The 16,209-nt window shown below is 30.2% G+C and carries 15 protein-coding genes; 14 read left to right on the top strand and 1 reads right to left on the bottom strand.

Annotated features, from left to right (window positions below; all coding sequences use genetic code 11):
• Positions 1-177: 177 nt before the first annotated feature.
• From recQ to carB, 6 genes are all read left to right on the top strand, one after another.
• On the top strand, positions 178-2,337 hold the full coding sequence (gene recQ / locus ACJDU8_RS13410) for a DNA helicase RecQ (protein ID WP_406792658.1): 2,160 nt from the start codon (positions 178-180) through the stop codon (positions 2,335-2,337).
• A complete protein-coding gene (locus ACJDU8_RS13405) occupies positions 2,334-3,257 on the top strand; it encodes a fumarylacetoacetate hydrolase family protein (RefSeq protein WP_406792657.1) in 924 nt (307 codons plus the stop codon). Before recQ ends, ACJDU8_RS13405 begins: the two co-directional genes overlap by 4 nt.
• A 307-nt stretch (positions 3,258-3,564) precedes the next feature.
• A complete protein-coding gene (locus ACJDU8_RS13400) occupies positions 3,565-4,365 on the top strand; it encodes an ABC transporter substrate-binding protein (RefSeq protein ID WP_406792656.1) in 801 nt (266 codons plus the stop codon).
• Positions 4,366-4,382: 17 nt separating this feature from the next.
• Positions 4,383-5,393 (top strand): ornithine carbamoyltransferase, encoded by a 1,011-nt coding sequence (gene argF, locus ACJDU8_RS13395; RefSeq protein WP_406792655.1) that lies wholly within the window; start codon positions 4,383-4,385, stop codon positions 5,391-5,393.
• Positions 5,394-5,407: 14 nt separating this feature from the next.
• Positions 5,408-6,472 carry a glutamine-hydrolyzing carbamoyl-phosphate synthase small subunit gene (carA, locus tag ACJDU8_RS13390; protein ID WP_406792654.1) on the top strand — a complete coding sequence of 355 codons (1,065 nt, stop codon included), beginning with the start codon at positions 5,408-5,410 and terminating at the stop codon, positions 6,470-6,472.
• Positions 6,473-6,493: 21 nt separating this feature from the next.
• Positions 6,494-9,712 (top strand): carbamoyl-phosphate synthase (glutamine-hydrolyzing) large subunit, encoded by a 3,219-nt coding sequence (carB, locus tag ACJDU8_RS13385; RefSeq protein ID WP_406792653.1) that lies wholly within the window; start codon positions 6,494-6,496, stop codon positions 9,710-9,712.
• A 135-nt stretch (positions 9,713-9,847) separates the two neighbouring features.
• On the opposite strand, the gene ACJDU8_RS13380 is transcribed toward carB, so the two are convergent.
• Entirely contained in the window at positions 9,848-10,009 is a 162-nt protein-coding gene (locus ACJDU8_RS13380; protein WP_406792652.1) for a hypothetical protein, read from the bottom strand.
• A gap of 240 nt (positions 10,010-10,249) precedes the next feature.
• Between ACJDU8_RS13380 and ACJDU8_RS13375 the strand changes: the two genes are divergently transcribed.
• The 8 genes from ACJDU8_RS13375 to ACJDU8_RS13340 all read left to right on the top strand — a co-directional run bounded on the left by ACJDU8_RS13375 (position 10,250) and on the right by ACJDU8_RS13340 (position 16,135).
• Entirely contained in the window at positions 10,250-10,648 is a 399-nt protein-coding gene (locus tag ACJDU8_RS13375; RefSeq protein WP_406792651.1) for a helix-turn-helix domain-containing protein, read from the top strand.
• Between the two features lie 190 nt (positions 10,649-10,838).
• Positions 10,839-11,735 carry a M15 family metallopeptidase gene (locus ACJDU8_RS13370; RefSeq protein WP_406792650.1) on the top strand — a complete coding sequence of 299 codons (897 nt, stop codon included), beginning with the start codon at positions 10,839-10,841 and terminating at the stop codon, positions 11,733-11,735.
• Between the two features lie 150 nt (positions 11,736-11,885).
• On the top strand, positions 11,886-12,983 hold the full coding sequence (locus ACJDU8_RS13365; RefSeq protein ID WP_406792649.1) for an amidase domain-containing protein: 1,098 nt from the start codon (positions 11,886-11,888) through the stop codon (positions 12,981-12,983).
• A gap of 188 nt (positions 12,984-13,171) precedes the next feature.
• A complete protein-coding gene (locus ACJDU8_RS13360; RefSeq protein ID WP_406792648.1) occupies positions 13,172-13,624 on the top strand; it encodes an MBL fold metallo-hydrolase in 453 nt (150 codons plus the stop codon).
• 180 nt (positions 13,625-13,804) lie between these two features.
• Positions 13,805-14,173: a GntR family transcriptional regulator gene (locus ACJDU8_RS13355; RefSeq protein ID WP_406792647.1), complete on the top strand. Its 369-nt coding sequence runs from the start codon at positions 13,805-13,807 to the stop codon at positions 14,171-14,173.
• A gap of 1 nt (position 14,174) precedes the next feature.
• Entirely contained in the window at positions 14,175-14,876 is a 702-nt protein-coding gene (locus ACJDU8_RS13350) for an ABC transporter ATP-binding protein (RefSeq protein ID WP_406792646.1), read from the top strand.
• Positions 14,869-15,654: a hypothetical protein gene (locus tag ACJDU8_RS13345; protein ID WP_406792645.1), complete on the top strand. Its 786-nt coding sequence runs from the start codon at positions 14,869-14,871 to the stop codon at positions 15,652-15,654. The genes ACJDU8_RS13350 and ACJDU8_RS13345 overlap by 8 nt, the downstream gene beginning before the upstream one ends.
• A gap of 253 nt (positions 15,655-15,907) precedes the next feature.
• Positions 15,908-16,135, top strand: coding sequence for an alpha/beta fold hydrolase (locus ACJDU8_RS13340; protein WP_406792644.1), 228 nt, complete (start codon positions 15,908-15,910; stop codon positions 16,133-16,135).
• Positions 16,136-16,209 lie beyond the last annotated feature (74 nt).

Here is a 16,209-nt window from a genome sequence, read left to right as displayed (position 1 = left end):
ACTAATTTGGAAACAGAATGATTGAGGAAATATAGGTTTTAAAATAGTTATGACTGTATGATACGCAGTGGTAGCTATTTTTTATAAGTTTAAGGATGGAGAATTAAGTTTGAAACACGTCTAACCCTATATATGCTATAATATATAAAATGAATTTTAATATAGAGGTGAGTAATAGTGATTAGTAATGCTGAAGAAGTTTTACATAAGTATTATGGTTATGAAACTTTTAAAAAGCATCAGAAGGAAGTAATTGAGAGTATATTAAGTGGAAGGGATACCCTTGCAATTATGCCTACAGGGGGAGGAAAATCTATATGCTATCAAATACCAGCAGTACTTTTTAAAGGAATAACTGTTGTCATATCTCCTCTAATATCACTTATGAAGGATCAGGTAGATAATATAAGTGAATTAGGTATAAATGCATCTTACATAAACAGTTCCATTTCACAGCATGAAATTTTAAGTATATTTTCCGATTTAAAGAAAGGAAATGTAAAAATACTATATGTGGCACCGGAAAGGCTAGAATCTTTGGAGTTTTATCAGCTTATAAAAACTATAGAAGTTTCTCAGGTGGCAGTAGACGAAGCCCATTGTGTTTCACAGTGGGGACATGACTTTAGGATAAGTTATACACATATATGGAAATTTATAGAGAGCTTTCCCAAAAGACCAGTAGTTACAGCATTTACCGCTACAGCCACTAAAGAAGTAAGAGAAGATATTATAAGACAGATAAAATTACATAATGAAGCTGTTTTCATATCTGGATTTGATAGGGAAAATTTAAAGATATCATGCCTTAAAATCGGAGATAGATTTCAATATTTACTGAATTATATTAAAACAAATGAAGGACAATCAGGAATAATATATGCATCTACCAGAAAAGAAGTGGATAGTCTATATGAAAAACTTAAAGCAAATAATTTATCTGTTACAAGATATCATGCAGGATTGTCTGATAAAGACAGAAAAGAAAATCAAGAGGACTTTGTATATGACAAGGTAAATATAATAATTGCTACCAATGCTTTTGGAATGGGTATTGATAAGTCCAATGTAAGATATGTTATTCATTATAATATGCCAGGAAATGTAGAAAGTTATTATCAGGAAATAGGAAGGGCAGGTCGTGATGGGGAGGCCAGTGAATGTATATTAATGTTTGCCCCTCAAGATGTAATTACCCAGAAATATTTAGTAGAAACCAGTATACAATCTCCAGGAAGGAGATTAAATGAGTATAAAAAACTTCAACATATGATAGATTTTGTTCATTATAATGGCTGTTTGAGAAAATTTATATTAAATTATTTTGGAGAATCAGTAAATTATGAGCAGTGTGATAACTGCAGCAATTGTGTGAATTCAGGGGAGTATGTAGATAAAACTGTAGATGCACAGAAAGTACTTTCATGTATATATAGGATGAAAAGAGAATTTGGAGTAAATATGATAGTGGATGTTTTAAGGGGATCTTCTCAAAAAAAGGTGCTTCAGTATGGCTTTGATAAACTATCTACCTATGGCATAATGAAGGATTATTCAAAAGAAGCATTGTCAAATTTTATAAATACTATTATAGCTCACAAGTATATTGCTTTAAAAGAAGGAGAGTATCCTACTGTAACATTAAATTCTCAATCTATAAAAGTTTTAAAAGGTGAGGAAAAGGTGATTTTAAAAGAATCAGTTAAAATAAATGAAATTACTTCCAATAATGACTTGTTTGAAGTCTTAAGAACTTTAAGACGAGAAATATCTATGGAAGAATCTATTCCTCCATATTTGGTATTTTCAGATGCAACCTTAAAGGAGCTAAGCGTAAGATATCCTGTAAATTCCCAGCAAATCACTGATATATCCGGGGTAGGGGATTTAAAGTCAAAAAAATATGGAGAAAGATTTTTAAATGTCATAAAAAAATATGTAGAGGAAAACAAAATTCAACCTAATTGGTCATTTAAAAGTGACGTTGCTAATAAAATTGAAAGAAGAAATGATAAATTAAAGACCCACCAGATAACAATTAATATGCTGAAAGACAATATAGGTATAAAAGAAATTGCACAGAAGAGACAGCTTACACTATCTACAATACTTACTCATATTACAAAATATTTTGAAGAAGAAAATGCTATGGATATAAGTATAAAATTCGAAGAGTTATTTACGGATTCAGAAGAAAGTGAAGTTTTAAAAGCCATAGATAAAGTTGGGGTATCAAAACTAAAACCGGTAAAAGAACTACTCCCAGACAGTATAAGTTATGATAAAATAAGAGCTGTTGTAATAAAAAACTATATTTTAAAAGGAGTGTTAGGATGAAATTTGTAACCTATGATTATAAAGGAAGAGAAAGTATAGGGATTTTAGAGAATAATAGTATTTTAAATTTTGAAAACATATTTAAAGAAATTGGAGAAAAAAATCCTCCTGAAACTATGCTGCAGCTTATAGAATATCTGGATAATAGTAAATTAAATGTAATAAAACAGGTTTTAAAAAATAAAAGTTCACAGGCTGTTCCACTTGATATGGTTAAATTAAAAGCTCCTATACCTTATCCCAAGAGAAATGTATTTTGTCTTGGCAAAAACTATGAAGAACATGCAAGGGAAATAAAATTAACTAAAATAGCAGGTAATGGTATACCAGATGAACCCATATATTTTACTAAAGTTGCATCTCCTGCCATAGGAAATGGATATTTTGTAGAGTTTTCAAAGGAAGTTACAGCACAAGTGGATTATGAGGTTGAACTTGGAGTTGTAATAGGAAAAGATGGCAGCAATATAAAAAAAGAGAAAGTTGAAGATTATATATTCGGTTATACCATAATAAATGACATATCTGCAAGAGATCTTCAAGGAAGGCATATCCAATGGTTCAAAGGAAAAAGCTTGGATACTTTTTGTCCCATGGGCCCTTGTATAGTTCATAAAAGTGCAATACCGTTTCCTGTAAAACTGGATATCAGGTGTTTGGTAAATGGAGAAGTAAGGCAGAATTCTAATACTAAAAATTTAATTTTTGATATACCCTACATAGTAAGCGATCTATCAAAAGGGTTGACTTTAAAGGCAGGAGATATTATATCTACAGGTACTCCCCATGGTGTAGGAATGGGATTTAATCCTATTAAGGTATTAGAACATGGAGATAGAGTAGAATGTTACATTGAGAAAATAGGATATTTGGTAAATGCCGTAATGGACACTTCCGTTGAAAACATATCAGGTAAATAAATATTCAAGGACTAAAAACATTTACTTAATATATATTCTATAAATATATATATTTTATACAGCATAATTCAAAATAAATGAATGTATATACATAGATTTATGAGGTAAATAGTATTATGAATTATAAAAAAACACCTATGGAAATAAAAAATATTTTAAAATTGTATTGAATTATTATTAGTATATATGTATAATTATAAGGAATATCAGGCAATTAATTATAAGGGTGAAGTTAAACTTCAGCAGAATAAAAAACTATTGTATAGTGTATTATGAATTGAAATTATTTGAATTTGGGGGACTGATAATGAAAAAGTTAACTGCAATTATAATTACTATTATTTTTAGCACAATGTTACTTACAGCTTGTGGGGGTAGTGCTAAAAAAGATACAAGCTCAAATTTGTTAGAAAAAATAAAGAAGTCAGGAAAGATTGTCATAGGAACTGAAGAAGGATATCCTCCTATGGAATTTAGAGATTCTAATGGCAAATTAGTAGGGTTTGATGTGGACTTTTCAAATGAGGTGGCAAAGAGACTTGGAGTAAAAGCAGAGTTTTTAGTCATGGATTTTAACGGACTTATATTAGCTCTTGACTCCAATAAGTTTGATGCTGCTATTGCATCCATAAGTATAACTGACGAAAGAAAAAAGACTACAGACTTTTCTACACCTTATGTAACAGGAGGCCAGGTTATTACAGTTAAAAACGAGACACAAAACATAACTGGAGTGAAAGATTTAAAAGGAAAAGTTATAGCTTGCGAACTGGGGACTACTGGAGAAAATGTAGCAAATGGCATAGCAGGTGTTAAAGAACTAAAAAAATATGACAAGATAACTGAAGCATTTCAGGATATGACAATAGGCAGGGTAGATGCCACTATCATAGACCAGCAGGTAGGTGGATATTATATTCAAAAGAAAAAAGGTCAGTTTAAAATGTTAGAAGGCGCATTAAGTAAAGAGCCTATGGGTATAGCTTATAGAAAAGGAGATACTTCACTAAAAGAAGAATTAGATAAAATAATTACAGATATGAAAAAAGATGGAACTCTTTCAAAACTTTCTATAAAGTGGTTTGGGTTTGATTCCTATAAAGATTAACTTAGGGAGGAGATAATTTGATTAATTTATATGGTAGGAGTTTTTTAACTTTAAGGGACTTTATGCCAGAAGAAATACAATATCTGCTGGAGCTTTCTAAAAAGCTGAAAGAGGAAAAATACAATGGGAAAGAAAAAAAGAGATTACATGGAAAAAACATTGCATTAATATTTGAAAAGGATTCTTTAAGAACAAGGTGTTCTTTTGAAGTTGGGGCTTATGATGAAGGTGCCAATGTAACTTATATAGGTTCTACAGGCAGTCATATGGGTAAAAAAGAATCTATAAAAGATACTGCCAGGGTAATGGGAAGAATGTTCCATGGTGTAGAATACAGAGGCTTTTCTCAAAAAGATATGGAGGTATTTGCCGAGTATTCAAAAATACCTGTATGGAATGGATTGTCCGATGAGGATCATCCTACCCAGGTACTAGCGGATTTTTTAACTATAGAAGAAAGTGTAGATAAGCCTTTGAAAGATATAAATTTTGTTTACATTGGCGATGGAAGAAATAATATGGCAAAGGCTCTTATGATAGGGGCTGCAAAAATGGGAATGGATTTCAGAATAATAACCCCTAAGGAACTTTTTCCAGAAGATGAATTGGTGAAAGAATGTGAAAAAATATCTAAAGAAAACGGGGGATGTATAACAATAAGCCATGATATATACAAAACTGTAAAGGGAGCAGATATTATCTATACAGATGTATGGCTTTCCATGGGTGAAGAGAAGTCCCTCTGGAAAAAAAGAATAGAAACTTTAATGCCATATCAGGTTAACATGAAATTAGTTGAAGCCTGCGAAAATAAAAAGGTTAAGTTTATGCACTGTCTTCCTGCTTTTCACAACAGAGAAACTCAAGTTTCAGAGGAAATATATAAAGAATTTGGATATGAGGCTTTGGAAGTGACAGAAGATGTATTTGAAAATGAAGAAATTTCTATAGTATTTGATGAAGCAGAAAACAGATTACATACCATAAAAGCTGTTATGGTAGCAACTTTAAGTTCTGGAAACATTTAGAAAGAGGTAATATTATGAATTCCATATTATATTTAGAAGATGGTACTGTATTTATGGGGAAGGCTATAGGTGAGATGGGGATAACTGTAGGAGAGCTGGTTTTTAATACTTCAATGACAGGGTATCAGGAAATACTTACAGATCCTTCCTATGCAGGGCAGGTAATAACTATGTGTTATCCTTACATAGGGAATTATGGCATCAACTATAACTCTAACCAATCTGAAAAAATACATGCAAAAGGCATAGTGGTAAAGAATATGTATAATGACACATCTCATTATTTAAGTGAAAATAGCTTTGAAGGATTTCTGAAGGAAAATAATATTGTAGGTATTAGTGGTATAGATACTAGAAGTATAACTAAAAAAATAAGAGCCAGTGGAACTATGAAGTGTGTCATATGTAATAAGAATGAATCTATAAATGAACTAAAGGATATATTAAATTTTTATGATGATAAAAAGTTAGTTGCACAAGTGAGTACCCCTTCTATAAAGAAGATTAAGGGAAGCGGACCTAAAGTAGCAGTTCTGGATTTTGGTATAAAAAACAATATTATTGAAAATTTAAAGTATAGAAATTGTGATATAACCATATTTCCATATAATGCCTCTTATGAAAGCATAATGAGTATAAACCCAAAAGGTATACTTTTAAGTAACGGACCGGGAGATCCTAAGGATTTATATGAGGTTGTGGAGGTTGTAAAAAAATTAATAAAAAATATTCCTATATTTGGTATATGTCTAGGGCATCAATTATTATCTCTTGCACTAGGAGGAGATACTTATAAGATGAAATTTGGACACAGAGGCGGCAATCACGGTGTATATGATAATGATACAGATAAATCTTTTATAACATCTCAAAACCATGGTTATGCGGTTAAAAAGGAAAGCCTAAATAAAGATAATATAAAAATAACCCATGTTAATTTAAATGATAATACAGTAGAAGGATTTAGACATAAGACTTTACCTATATTTTCAGTTCAGTTTCATCCTGAAGGATCTCCAGGGCCTACTGATACAAGCTATTTGTTCGATAAATTTCTAAGTTTGATGACTTTAGTATAAATAACAAGGAGAAGTGATATAATGCCGTTAAGAGAAAACTTGAAGAAGGTTTTAATAATAGGCTCAGGTCCTATAATAATAGGTCAGGCAGCGGAATTTGACTATTCAGGAACACAAGCTTGCGAAGCCATAAAAAAAGAAGGCATAGAAACGGTGCTTGTAAATAGTAATCCTGCTACTATAATGACAGATAAAAATATTGCAGATAGAACCTATGTAGAACCTTTGACTGTTGAATCACTGGAGGCAATAATAAAAAGAGAAAGACCAGATGGTATCTTAGCTGGATTTGGAGGTCAAACAGCTCTAAACTTAGCTATGGAACTTGATCAGCTTGGCGTGTTGAAAAAGTATAACGTGGAACTTCTTGGAATAAAAACTGAATCTATAAAAAATGCCGAGGACAGAGAAAGTTTCAAAAATTTAATGGAAGATATAAAAGAACCTATAGCTGTAAGTACTATTGCCGTAAATCTTGAACAATGCAAGTCTTTTTTAGATAAAGTCAGTTTACCAATTATAATAAGACCGGCATATACCCTTGGGGGAACCGGAGGGGGCATTGCAAATAATTATGAAGAATACCTGGAAATATGTAAAAATGGACTGGAGGAAAGTCCTATAAATCAAATACTCTTGGAACAAAGTGTAGCTGGATGGAAAGAACTTGAATATGAGATAATGAGAGATAAAAAAGACAATTGTATGGTAGTTTGTAATATGGAAAATCTGGATCCTGTTGGAATACATACAGGAGATAGTATAGTAGTTGCACCATCCCAGACATTGACGGATAAAGAATATCAAATGCTGAGAAGGTCTTCTATAAAAATAATAAGGACATTAAAAATAGAAGGAGGGTGCAATATTCAATTTGCACTGGACCCTGAAAGTAATGAATATGTAGTAATAGAAGTAAATCCTAGGGTAAGCAGATCAAGTGCACTGGCCTCAAAAGCAGCAGGGTATCCTATAGCTAAAATTGCAGCTAAGATAGCTCTTGGATATACTTTGGACGAATTGAAAAATTATGTTACAGGAAATTCTAGTGCCCTTTTTGAACCTGCACTGGATTATTGCGTAGTGAAAATGCCTAAATGGCCTTTTGACAAATTTAAAACCGCCAACAGAACTCTTAAGACACAAATGAAAGCCACAGGTGAAGTTATGGCAATAGACAGGAGTTTTGAAAGCGCTCTTTTAAAGGCAGTAATAAGCTTGGAAGGAAAGGTAGTAGGATTAAAATTAGATAAATTTGAAAATATGAACTTATCTCAAATAGTAGATAAGTTAAATATGGAAGATGATGAGAGACTTTTTGCTCTGGCAGAAGCTCTTAGAAAGGGAATGAGCATAGATGAGCTCTATAAAATAACTAAAATAGATAAGTGGTTTATAGGTGGAGTAAAAAACATTATAGACATGGAAAATAAACTAATGAACAATGTTCCTAATGTAGATATTATTCATCAGGCCGAACTAATGGGATTTACAGATGAGTATATCTGCAATTTAATGAGCATGAAGTTAGAGGACTTAAAGCAGCTTAGAGAAGTAAATGGTATAAGAGTGGTATATAAAATGGTAGATACCTGCAGCGGCGAATTTGAAGCTAAAACTTCATATTATTACTCCTGCTATGACCTGGAAAATGATAATGTTATTTCAAATAATAAAAAGATACTTGTAATAGGTTCCGGTCCTATTAGAATAGGACAAGGAATAGAATTTGACTACTGCTGTGTCAATGGTGTATGGGCAATAAAAAAAGCAGGATATGAGGCTATTATAATAAATAATAATCCTGAAACTGTAAGTACCGATTTTGATATTTCAGATAAATTGTACTTTGATCCTCTTTATATAGATGATGTAATGAATGTAATAGATGAAGAAAAGGTAGATGGGGTTATAGTACAATTTGGGGGACAGACTGCACTAAACTTATCTAAAAAATTAAATGACAGGGGAGTGAACTTGCTGGGCACTTCTTTTGAATCCATAGATCTGGCAGAGGATAGAGAAAAGTTTAGAGTACTCCTTAAAAAGCTTAATATAAACTCTCCTATAGGAGGATCTGTAACTAGTTTAGAGGAAGCATATGACTTAGTTTCTGACATAGGGTATCCAGTTATAGTAAGACCATCTTATGTAATAGGTGGAAGGGCTATGAAAGTGGTTTACAACCGTGAAGAGTTAGCCAAATACCTAAGAGATGCTGTGAATTTATCTAAAGAATATCCAGTACTTGTAGATAAATATATACTGGGAAGAGAAATAGAAGTGGATGCCATATCAGATGGTGAAGATTTGATAATTCCTGGAATAATGGAACATGTGGAGAGAACGGGAGTACATTCGGGGGACAGTATAGCTATATATCCTGCCACAGATTTACCTGAAAATGTATCGGAAAAAATAGAAGAGTATACAGTGAAAATAGCAAGAGAATTAAATGTTAAAGGGCTTTTAAATGTTCAATACGCTTTTGATGGAGATAATATATATGTAATAGAGGTAAACCCAAGGGCCTCAAGAACAGTACCTATTTTAAGTAAGGTTACTGATATTCCTATGGTGGAAATAGCTGTAGAAGTTATGCTGGGAAAAAAAATAAAGGAATTTAATTATAGACAGGATATGTATAAATACAGTAATATTTTTGCTGTAAAAATGCCTATATTTTCCAGTAAAAAATTACCAGGAGTAGATGTGGCCTTAGGACCGGAAATGAAATCCACAGGAGAGGTCTTAGGAGTTGATTTTGACAAAAATAAGGCCATGTATAAGGCTTTTAAGGCAGCTGGAATTGAAATTTTAAAAGAAGGTAATTTATATGTTTGTGTAAATGACAGGGATAAATATACTTCTCTAGAAGTAATTAAGAAATATAAGTCTTTGAATTTTAATATAAGTGCATCCAGTGGAACCTGGAAGTTTTTAAACGAAAATGGTGTGAAATGCAATAAACTTGATATAAAAGACGCAATATCATATATAAAAGATAATAAAATAGATGTAGTTATAAACATACCTACTCAGGGATATGATGGTATTAGAGATGGTTTTAAATTAAGACATACTGCTTTAGCACATGATAAGGTGATATTTACTTGTTTGGATACAGCTAGTGTTTATGTTGATACTATACTAGTAGACAAAGAAGGAGGACTTGTAGAATATAGGTCCATGAGTGAATATTTAAACCAAAGTGTAGATAAAAAAATTATAAATGTATAAATATAAATTAAGAGTTAAGAATTAAGAATTAAGGATGGCTTTCCTGAAAAAAATAATAAAATCGCTGATAATAAGTACACTTATCAACGATTTTATTATTTTGGATTGGATTCTACAAACTATATTTTTGAGAAGTTATTCCTTGTCTATTGTATTTTTCATATTTTTATGTATAAGCTCTCCTATAATCTTATCCAGTTTACTGTTTACTTCTAAAATTTCTTTTTCCAATTGATTTTTTTCACACATTAATAAATTTAATTTTTTTCTTAATTCATAAATTTCGTTCTTTGACAAATCTAACACTCCAAATGTATATTTTTAAGTTTAAAATTGCTATAAATACATGAACTTCTCTCTATTTACCTATAATTCCCATTTCGTTTTCAATATTAAAGTTTGCAGAGCAATTACATACTTAATTTTACACAAAAAATATGCTAAATGCAAATAATATTTGTTTACAATAAGCTTATTTATCTAATGAATTGTTATGTATAAAGTTATCTTAAGAGGTTTAGACAGGAGTGAAGACAAATGAAGAAAATAAATATAATCAATAAACAGGAAATGGGACACAGAATTCGTGAAAAAAGGGAAACATTAGATTTAACCAGAGAAAGATTTGCTGAAATTGTAGATCTTTCTACGCTTTATATTGGACAACTAGAGCGTGGGGAGAGGCAGATGAGTCTTACAGCTCTGGTTAAAATAGCTAATTCCCTTTGTGTAACCACGGATTATTTAATCTATGGAAGTGATAAATTTAAAAATAATGACAACGACAGGATGATAAAGGAAGAATTTAAAGAATATAACCCATTAAATGGAGAGCGCAGTAATAACATATTATATGATTTACTGAAAAAGTGTTCTCCCAAAGAGTTAAATTTAATTGAGAGTATGGTGAAGCTTATTCTACCTTATATTAGATAATAGCCAATGGTATAGAGATTTATACATAAAATTTTAAAAATCTCTATACCATTGGCTATATTCAAATATTAGATAGTTAAAATGAATCTCTAAAAAGTGGTAATAACTCCAATGCATAAGCTTGGCATAGAGTGTATAACCTAAACTTAAGAATCACTTGATATATTATAAAGATAGGAGGATGCATTTTATGAAAAAAATGATTTTAGCTATAATGCTGACTTGTGTATGTATAAGTCCTGCAAAAGTCCTAGCAGATAATTATGATATTACAATGAAGCAGGATATTCTATGTCTTATGATGGCATATAAAGATTATATTGTTGATATAGAAAAAGATAGTAATAAAAATGTATATTTAGTTACTAAATCTGATAAAAAGATTTTATATGATGATAAAAAGAAGAAAAATTTTGAGCAAAAGTTATATAATACAGATTTACAAGATATGATGGAACAGCCTTATCCACAGGAACCTATAGATAAAGTTATGGAAAAAGATTTGGATCCGGGAAGGTTCAGAGTGTATGCATTATTAAATGAGGTATATGGTTGTAACAAGAATTCTGTAGAATCTAACCTTAGAATGGTTAATTTAGGATATGGTAATCTTCAGTTTAATGGAAATAACGAGGCTTCAAATTGTCTTAAAAATGCTATGAAAGAACTGATTCCACTATCACGAGAAAGAACAGATATTGCAAGATGTCTATTTCCAGGTAGTGGTACTTTTAATTATAGGTGTATTTCTGGAACCAATTTATTAAGTCCTCATTCTTTTGGAATAGCTATCGATCTTGCCAGGGATAGAAGAGATTACTGGAAATGGGTATCTAAAGAAGAAGGAAATAACAGGATAAAAGAATATCCCAAAGAAATTGTAGAAATATTTGAAAAAAATAATTTTGTTTGGGGAGGAAAGTGGAGTCATTTTGATATTTTGCATTTTGAATATAGACCGGAAATAATTTTAAAAGCTAAGTATTTTAAACAACAAAACAAAAATGAAAAGTATTGGTATGAAAGTGTGCCTTGTGAAGATGAATTCGTAAAAAACTGCATAAAAAAAATAGATGAAAAATTATAGAGTAAAGTTTTTAAGTTCTGTTTCATTTGCTGTTTATTTTCGTATACCTAAAATTTACAGAGTGATTATTATTTTAATTGGGAATAATAATTATGCAAATTATATGAACTCTAAGGACTATTAAATTATGATTGTATAGGGAGTATAACTATGAAATTTTTTCTAAAAAAACGTTTTTTACAGTTTATTGTAATAATTTTATTTATATTTTGTATAGAACCTTATATAAAAGCACAGGAAGAAGAAGTGAATTCCAAGGAAGAAATTGTAAATTCCATACAAAAAATATTTGAAAATAGAAACAAAGCAATACTAAATGGGGATCTAAAATTAATAGAAGTGAGTTATGATAAAAATACAAAGTATGGTACCTGGGCTTATGAACATGAGGAGACAAAAAAGAAATATCTTGAAAATTGGGAAGAAAAACAGGGTGTGAAATTTACAGACATTGTCCCGGATATAGTAATCAAAAGAATTAGAGGAAAAGATGATAAATTTTCTGTAAATTTAATATGTTCAACAGAATACAAATATGTGTATGAAAATTCACCGGAAATTATAAACAGATGTAGAATAGGAACTTCTCATGTGCTCAATATAGTAAAAAGAGATAATAGATGGATAATAACCAAAGAGTGGTATAAAGATCCCTTTGCAGATTCCCTCAATTTGGATAATTTAAAAGTTGACTCTATGAAACAATATATCTTATCTCAAAATGCAAGAGAGCTTTCCAATATAAATGACAGAAGAAAATCTGCAGTAGAATATGCGGACAAATATTGTGGTATAGCTACAGAAAAGAAATATGGATATACTTATAATAAGCAATATAGAAATTATAATTCTCAGGGGGGAGATTGTGCGAATTTTGCATCACAGATATTACACGAGGGCGGAAAATTCAGAAAAAATTCTGGCTGGAGTTGTGATAAATCAGGAGCTACTACTTCTTGGTTAAATGCAGATTCATTTAAAAATTATATGGTATATAGTGGCAGGGCTTCGGTTATTGCTTATGGTAGTTATGAAAAAGTTTATAAAGCTTCTTATAAACTTCTTCCTGGGGATTTTGTAGCTTATGAAAAAAAGGGAGATATTACACATATTTCTGTAGTAACAGGTGCAGATAGTAGAGGCTATTCTCTGGTGAGCTGCCATAATACAGATAGAAATAAAGTACCATGGGATCTCGGCTGGAGTGATAAAAATATAAGATTTTGGCTGGTACACGTAAATTATTAAATAATTATAATTAAGTGATTCTTAGGTTCAGGTGGAGTTTGCTATAGAGAAATACTTATCTCCATCTGAACTTTAGAAGAACTGTGAATTGATAATACTAGTGTATAAATTAATAAAAATGGGATATGCTACAACTAGAAAAATATTCTAGTATTACTAAAGAAACAATATAAATAGGGGGAGAATATATGCTGTTTAAATTAGGTAAAACCCGGAAGGTAACAGGCAATGTGTATGTGGTAAGAACACTTGTTTCTAATTTTTTTATTTATTCTGATTGTAGCGCTACTGTATGTTTTAATACAGGATTTATACCTTATGTTATAAATAGGGAATTAAAAAAAATAAATATTAACCCCGAATTTGTTTCCAATATATTTCTAACTGATCCTAATTTTTATAACATGCCAGGTATTAAATTATTTAAAAATGCAGATGTTTATATGCCTAAAGATGTATTTCAGAAAAGATCAAAACATATAAAATTTAGTATAAGAAAGAAGAATAAGATAAATTGCAGGAAAGTAGAAGATGGAGATATAGTAAACATAGGAAATATAAAAATAAAAGCCATTGCATTTCCGGGGCATAAGAATGGGGCTATTTCATATATAGTCAATGACAGTATTTTATTTATATAGTTCTATAGGTGCAAATAATTTAATTACATATTTTTTAAATACTTAGAAATGATTATAGTTTATATACGGTTATAAGCTGTAATCATTTTTTATGCTTCATAAAGTATTGACTATAGTGTTAATCTAGTGTATTATTATAATAGGACACTAGATTAATATTTTCCATTGGGAGATGATAAAATGAATGATGAATTTGAACCTAATATACCAATATACATGCAAATAATGAACATTATAAAGAGAAAAATAGTAAATAAAGAATTAAAACCTGGGGATAAAATTCCTTCTGTAAGGGAGTTATCTGTCATGTTAAAGGTTAACCCTAACACTATCCAGAGAACTTATCTGGAACTGGAAAGGGAAAATATTGCTTATAAACAAAGGGGCATGGGTACTTTTTTAAGGGAGGATATATCTATGATAGAAAAGTTAAAAGAGGAAATGGCAAAAGATATTATATATAATTTTATAAAAGGAATGAAAGAACTGGGATTTTCCTCTAGTGAAATAATTAAAATTGTGGAAGAAAAAGTACAGGAGGAAATGTAAAATGGAACCACTTGTAAAATGCAAGGATTTAAAAAAATTTTATTTTAGAAAATCAGCCTTAAACGGACTTGATTTGGAAATTGAAAAGGGAAAAATAACAGGACTTTTAGGACCAAATGGAAGTGGTAAAACTACATTTTTAAAAATTGCAGCAGGAATATTAAAGCAAAGTTCTGGGGAAATACTCATAGATGGGAATAAGCCTGGGATTAAGACAAAATCTCAAGTATCATATTTGCCAGATAAGGATTATATTTTCAAATGGATGAGAATAAATGATGCTATAGATTTTTTTAAAGATATGTACCATGATTTTGATAAAAATAGGGCAGGGGAACTTTTAGAATTTATGAAACTGGATGGGGACAGTAAAGTAAAGACTCTGTCTAGAGGTATGTGTGAAAAGTTTTATCTTACATTAGTGCTTTCAAGAAAGTCAAAGCTTTATGTATTGGATGAACCTTTAGGAGGCGTAGACCCTGTGACAAGAGAGAAGATATTAGATGCAATACTTGAAAATTACACAGAAAATAGTTCCATAATTATAACTACTCACCTGGTAAGTGATATTGAGAGACTTTTTGATGATGTGGCATTTATATCTGAAGGGAAAATAATATTATCAGGTAATGCAGAAGAACTGAGGGCTGAGAGAAAAATGTCAATAGATGAAATATATAGAGAGGTGTTTAGTAATGTTTAAATTAGTAAAATATGAGCTTAAAGGATGTTTTAAAGATTTTATAATAATGGTTTGTACTATAATAATTTTGAATTTAGCATTACTTACTAGAATAAATGTATGGAGTCCTGATGCTATATTTTCTTTGAATTTACTCATAGGATTTGCAGTAGCAGTAGTAGTTATAATATGGAATATAAGGTTGTTTAGTAGAGATTTATATGAAGATACATCCTATCTTCTTTTTACAATCCCTAAAAGCGGAAAAAATATATTGATGAATAAAATAGTAACTGCAATTATTCAATGTATTATAGTATCAATTATTGTTGGTATTTTTACAGTTATTTTACTTCAGATTTTAAGGCTTACTCAAAATTTTCTTGTATTTGATGTTACAGCCTTCAGGCAATTTGTTACAGCTTTTACACCACAGTTTATTGCAGCTGGCATATTATCTAGTATGGTAGTATATATTACATTTTTACTTACGGTGTATTTAGCCATAACGCTTGGCAAAGTAGCTATAAAAAACAGGAAACTTGGCAAATTGGGAACATTCGCTATATTCATAGTATTGACCTTGGCTCAAATAAAATTAGAAGATATATTTTTAAAAATATTTCCACAAACTTTTAATTTAAAAGTAATAAATATAAAGAATGTTACTATTAACACTAATGGTATGGTATCGTCAGGAATTGATTTAAGTATATCACTTATAGTTTTATCCATAATTATAATAATAGCAATGTTTTATGCTACAGCTTACCTTATAGAAAATAAATTAGATCTATAAGTATAATACGTTTAAATAGTCAGATAGATTATATATGCAGTGTTTAATTGTATGTATCAATATCTGACTATTAACTTTAAGGGTTTTTTATTTAAGTAATAAAATTGAAAAAGAAAATGAAGTAAAAATATGTTGAATTGTTTAAATTTACTGTGAATATTTTCAGTGATATAATAGATGACAATGATAATAATTATCATTTTTGCTTTAGAACTATTTTAAATTTATTTTAGAGAGGTGATTAAATAATAATGTGTCTATACCAGAATATTATGAAGAAGTTATTATAGATTCCAATTCTGTTCCAATTGTGTTGTCAATATGGAAAAGTAAAAGAGAAGACCCTTCCATAATTTTTTTCCCGGGCACAATGACTCATCCTTTGTTTTATGAAGAATTTTTAAATTTACTTTCATTAAATGGCTTTAATGTTATTGGAGTCCATCTTGTATGTCATGGAAAAAGCCCTAGGGTAAAGTAAAATGGAACCTATATAATAGACACTTTAAAAAAGACTATTTATATAGGTTCTTTTCTTGTACAATAAAGCAGAAA

This window comes from Candidatus Clostridium eludens, from assembly GCF_045310515.1.
Taxonomy (GTDB): domain Bacteria; phylum Bacillota; class Clostridia; order Clostridiales; family Clostridiaceae; genus Clostridium_B; species Clostridium_B eludens.
This window is presented reverse-complemented; position numbering and strand designations above follow the sequence as displayed.